Raw genomic sequence first — 5,252 nt, forward strand, 5'->3', positions numbered from 1 at the left:
AGCCCGGTTTTCCGCCCCCAGGTGGTCCGCGACATCCGCAAAGCCCTCACCGAGGGTATCGCAGAAAACGCCAGGCTATCGGGCTATAGCCTGGCCGGCAAAACCGGCACTGCCCAGGTGGTGGTGGACGGGCGCTACAGCAGCAGCGTATATGCGGCCCTGTTCGCTGGTTTCATCCCGGCTCACACCCCCCGCCTGACCGTAGTAGTCACGGTCTTCCATCCCAAAGGGGGACGCATTCACGGTTCGCAGGTGGCTGCCCCCATCTACCGCGACATGGCGGCCCAGCTCTTTGCGCTCTGGGGCATCCCGCCCCAATTGGACTCCTCATCGGACAAGGGTAAACTGGTCAACCGATGAGTGTGTTGTGCAACCTGAGGATGACACTCACGTGAGGCTATGGTGCGGACGAAGGAGCCACGAGTACTCCGACCCGACTGGGTCGCCCGCCTGACGGGTGGCAAAATGCATGAAAGCACCAGCCCGGCCCAGGATCTGCACTGGGACTCGCGCAAGATAGCACCGGGAGTGGCATTTTTTGCCTTGCCGGGAGCAACCGTACATGGGCGAGAGTTTGGTTTGCAGGCCCTCCAGTCCGGAGCTCCGTTTGTGGTCAGCGATCAGGCCCACCCCGGAGCCGTGCAGGTCGAAAAGCCCGAACGGGCCTTGCTGGCAGTGGGGCGGGCGTTGCGCGATGGGTTTGGTGGCACCGTACTGGCGGTGGGTGGCAGCTCGGGCAAAACCACTGCCAAGGAGTGCCTGGCCCAGGGCCTGGGATGGCCTGCGCCCGAGGGCAACCTTAACAACACTCCAGGTCTGACCCGGTTTTTCTTCCACCTGGAACCGGGTGAGGGCTGTGTGGTGGAGCTGGGGATTGATCGGCTTTTGGAAATGGCCGAGCTGACCTATCTGGCCCGGCCCGATTTTGCCGTGCTAACCAGCGTTGGAGTCGAGCACTTAGAGGGTCTGGGCAACCTCGAGAACGTGATTCGCGAGGAGAGCTGGTTGCTCCAGGTCAGCCCTTTGCGGCTGGCCAGTCTACAGGCTGCCGGGATGGTGCAGATTCCAAAACTAAAAACCTACGGCATCGAGGCTGGGGATTTTCGGGCTTGTGAAGTGGAAATGGGCCGCGAGTCCACCCGCTTCCGCTTCGAGAAAAGCTCCATCACTCTCCCCTACCCTGGGGTGGGGCCGGTGATGGGCGCCCTGGCTGCCCTGGCCACGACCCGGATGCTGGGCAAGCCCATTGGCGAGACCATCGAGCGGCTATCCACGCTTACCCTGCCCGCAGGCCGAATGCAGTGGTTTCGGCTGGGCAGGGTTGACTTCATCCACGATGCCTACAACTCCAACCCCCTCTCCTTCCAGGCCGGGATGGAATTCCTCAAAACCCAACCCGGCCGCAAATGGCTGGTGCTGGGCCGTATGGCCGAACTGGGCCCCGAGGCGCTGTGGTATCACCTCGAGGCCGCCCGTCTGGCCGCTACCATCAGCCCCAACCTGGTTTTTATCGGGCCGTTTGCCAAGCAGCAAACCGCCGAGGCTGGCGGAACGGCGGTAGAAACCATCGAAGAAGCCGCCCAGCACTTAGTCCACTCGGTCAAACCTGGCGACCTGGTGTATTTGAAGGCTTCGCGCAGCGTAGGCCTCGAGCGCCTGCTGGAAATCTGGCCGCTGGAGGAAGTGTGAGCCTCACACCCAGAACACTATGTCGTATTCGGGTAGTGCCTGGCCTGGCCCTCGCTCTCCTGGCCCTGCTGCTAACCGCCTGCCCACCCCCTGTCCAGGCTCTCCCGGATCCAGCCATTACCGCGCCAATTCTGATTGAAGGCGGTCTGGTGGAAGGACGCCTGGTTCGAGCTACCGGGCTGCACCTGGCCCTGCCCAACCCGCCGCTGGCTGCGGCCCGCGATGGCGAGATTTTTCTGGCAGCCTATCCGTTCTTGTTGCTGATTTATCAGCACGGATTCATCCGCGATAGCCTTCCGCTGCCGGGCGTACCGACCTTCGTGCGGGCCAAACCCCAGCCGCTGGTGGGTTTTGAAGACCGGCTGTTTGTGCCGGAGCTGGGCACCCTGATGTACCGGGCTAACGATGCGTTGCGCACCCGGGAGGGGGTCTTCTGGCTTGATGCTGACGGCCTCAACTTAGATCGCCGCCGCATCCGGGAGGGGCAGTTTGGCTTGCTCGCCGCCAGTCAGCGCTACGTCTATGCCTTTGGGCGCGAAGGCTGGCGACTCCCCGACAATTTGCGCATCCCGCTGCCGGGAGCTGTTCAGGCCGCCGTGGTGCTGGATGATCTCTACGTCCTTACCGCCGAGGGTATCCACCGCCTGAGCCTGGAAGGCTTGCGCCTGGGCTTCCGGGCTGGCAAGTTTAGCGGCCTCGAGACCGATGGCACCTACCTCTATACCCTCGAGGCAGGCCGCCTGGTTACGTTACGCCTCAACCTGGATGTGGCGAGCAGTCTGCGGCGCGGAGGGGAATGGGCGAAGGCCGAAAACCGCTGGCCAGGTGTGACCTCCCCTATCCCGAGCACAACCCTCTCACCCTCTCCTGGTTCCGCACTAAACAAGGATTCTCCATGAGTACCCTCGTCGCTGCTGCACTCCTGAGCTGGTTTCTGGTGGGGCTGTGGATCACGCTAATGCAGTCGCTCGGCCTGGGTAAGCAGGTGCGGGCCGATGGGCCGCAGAGCCACCTGGCCAAAAGCGGAACCCCCAGCATGGGAGGCGTGGCTTTTTTGCTGGCTGCCGCAGTCGCATACGGATGGGCGGGAGGCGACCAGTGGGCAGGGCTCTGGTTGCTGGTGCTGGGAATGGCCCTGCTGGGCCTGGCCGACGACCTGGCCGGTTTGCTGCGACGTCCCTTGAAGGCCCGCGAAAAGCTGGTGGTGCAGGTGCTGATGAGCCTGATCTTCGCCATCTGGGCGGCACGCCAGATCCAGTACACCCCCTATCCGGTTCTCGACGTGCTTCTCTTTACACTGGTGGTAATCGCTGCCTGCAATGCCTTCAACTTCACCGACGGGGTGGACGGGCTGCTGGCCAGCGTATCGGCGGTAATTCTGCTGCCATTTGTGGGGTTACCAAGCGCCCAGGCGACCATCGGGGCCTTGCTGGGCTTTTTGTGGCACAACGCCCCCAAAGCCACCGTGTTTATGGGCGATACCGGTAGCATGGCCCTGGGCGCGATGGCTGCTGGGCTGTTTATTCTGGAAGGCAAGATGTGGTGGCTACCCCTGGTGGCCCTCATTCCGGTACTGGAAGTGCTCTCGGTCTTCATTCAGGTCACCTATTTCCGGCGCACCGGCAGGCGCATCTTCAAGATGAGCCCCCTCCACCACCACTTTGAACTTTCGGGCTGGCCCGAGAGCAAGGTGGTCTTTCGTTTTGTGGTGGTTACGGCGCTTGGTACCGCGCTGGCCATCAGTCTGTGGGGAGGCCCCGGGTGAGGCGGCTGGTGTATGGTCTGGGACGCAGTGGCCTGGGCGTACTGGGCTATCTGAAGCATCATGGCATGGCTGCTCGCTTCTTTGACGACAGCCTCAAGCCCGAAGAACTAACCGGGGCCCAGTCGCTGGGCTATACTCTCGACCCCGACCCCAGCCCCGGAGCCTACGACCAGGTAATTGCCGCCCCTGGGGTGCCGATCCAGCACCCCCGGCTGGTTGCACTCAAGCAGGGTGGGGCGGAAATCATCGGTGAGGCCGAACTGGTCTTCCGCCACTCCCTTACCCCCCTGATCGGCATCACCGGCACCGCGGGTAAGACCAGTTGCACCATGTTTACCGGACATTTTTTGCGGGCGCTGGGCTTTAGGGCGGTGGAGGGAGGCAATATTGACCCACCGCTGGTCAGCGTTGTGGATGGCCTCCCGGATCCCGAAAGTGACGATCCGGGCCTAGTCCAGAGACCCGAGGTGGCGGTGGCGGAGGTGAGCAGCTTCCAGCTCGAGCGGGTGGTGCACTTCCATCCCAGGGTCGCGGTGCTGCTGATGCTAGGGGTGGATCACCTGGATCGCCACGGAGATCTGGAAACCTACCACGCGGCCAAATTCAACCTGATCCGCAACCTCACCCCCGAGGATGCCCTGGTCTACAACGCCAGGGACGAGCGGATCGTAGCTGGCATTCGGGGGAACCCCGCCCGGTTGTACCCCTTCGAGCCAGCCGACAACCCCAGGGACACCAATCTGAATGCCGCCGTACAGACTACGCTGGCCTACACCCATATCGTTCAGCGAGAACAGCCCCAGCGGGTTTTTAACCCTCCGCCCACCGAGACCAGTCTCGAGGCCTTCCGTGCAACGGCGCCAAGGCCCGAGGCGCGCTACGAGGTCTTCGCCCGCATTGGCGAACTGCAATTTATTGACGATTCCATCGCTACACGTATTGATGCTGTACGGATGGCTCTGGAGGCCGCCCCCGCACCCATTGCCTGGATTCTGGGCGGGGTAGATAAAGGCGCACCCATAGAGAACCTGGGCGATCTGGTACGGCATAAGGTAAAGCTGATTCTGGCCGTAGGCCGCGATGGACCGCGTATGGCCGAGCCATTCCGGGATCTGGTCGAGGTGGTGGAGATCGGCGAACCTGAAGGGCGCAAAGCTCTGGAAGAAGCGGTCGTCGAGTCGCGCAGGCGGCTTTTGTCGGGTAGCGTGCTGCTGGCCCCGCTGGCCACCTCGTTTGATCAATTCAAAGACTACAAAGAACGTTCCAAGGTATTCCGAGAAGTGGTGTTTGCTCTGGGAGGTATTCGTGGATAGCATCCTGTTGCTGGCGCAGTTGCTGCTCTTTGCCCTTTCGGCCCTGGGCGTCGCTACCTCCGACTGGATGCGGGCCGCCGCCGAAACCCACAGCATGGAAAACCTGCGCAACATGGCTATCGCGCTTGCACTGATGGTGTTGGTCTCGCGCCTGCGACCCCACTGGGCCATCTGGGCAGCGCGGCCCTTTTTTGCCCTCTCGCTGGTGCTGCTGGTGACCAATCTGTTTGTGGGGTTTGGGCCGGGCACTGAACGGCGCTTTATTGATCTGCCCTTCACCTCGTACAACCTCCAGGCCTCGGAGTTTGCCAAGCTGGCAGTAGTGCTCTACCTGGCGGCTTTCTTCCACAACAAACCCACCGACTACCCCATCATCGGCCCCATTATCGCCATCAGTCTGGCAGCCGGACTGATCATCGCTTCCCCCGACCTGGACACCGGCCTGTTTGTCCTGCTCTTATCGGGCTTCTTGCTGGTGGTGATTG

At 62.3% G+C, this 5,252-nt stretch carries 6 protein-coding genes; all 6 read left to right on the forward strand.

What is annotated here, in order from left to right; all coding sequences use genetic code 11:
* Positions 1–360, forward strand: a 360-nt coding sequence (locus Q0288_RS16930; RefSeq protein ID WP_299433226.1) for a penicillin-binding transpeptidase domain-containing protein, incomplete at its 5' end; no start/stop codon positions are given.
* 39 nt (positions 361–399) lie between these two features.
* Positions 400–1,689: a Mur ligase family protein gene (locus Q0288_RS16935; RefSeq protein WP_299433229.1), complete on the forward strand. Its 1,290-nt coding sequence runs from the start codon at positions 400–402 to the stop codon at positions 1,687–1,689.
* Complete coding sequence (locus Q0288_RS16940) at positions 1,686–2,588, forward strand: hypothetical protein (protein ID WP_299433231.1); 903 nt, start codon at positions 1,686–1,688, stop codon at positions 2,586–2,588. Before Q0288_RS16935 ends, Q0288_RS16940 begins: the two co-directional genes overlap by 4 nt.
* Positions 2,585–3,454: a phospho-N-acetylmuramoyl-pentapeptide-transferase gene (locus Q0288_RS16945; protein WP_299433234.1), complete on the forward strand. Its 870-nt coding sequence runs from the start codon at positions 2,585–2,587 to the stop codon at positions 3,452–3,454. Before Q0288_RS16940 ends, Q0288_RS16945 begins: the two co-directional genes overlap by 4 nt.
* The gene (gene murD, locus Q0288_RS16950) at positions 3,451–4,767 is read left to right on the forward strand and encodes a UDP-N-acetylmuramoyl-L-alanine--D-glutamate ligase (RefSeq protein WP_299433237.1); all 1,317 of its coding nucleotides are present in this window, start codon (positions 3,451–3,453) and stop codon (positions 4,765–4,767) included. The genes Q0288_RS16945 and murD overlap by 4 nt, the downstream gene beginning before the upstream one ends.
* On the forward strand, positions 4,760–5,252 hold a 493-nt coding region (locus tag Q0288_RS16955; protein WP_299433240.1), incomplete at its 3' end, for an FtsW/RodA/SpoVE family cell cycle protein. The genes murD and Q0288_RS16955, both read left to right, overlap by 8 nt.

The sequence above is a fragment of the uncultured Meiothermus sp. genome, assembly GCF_937863175.1.
In the GTDB taxonomy this organism is placed as follows: Bacteria; Deinococcota; Deinococci; order Deinococcales; family Thermaceae; genus Meiothermus.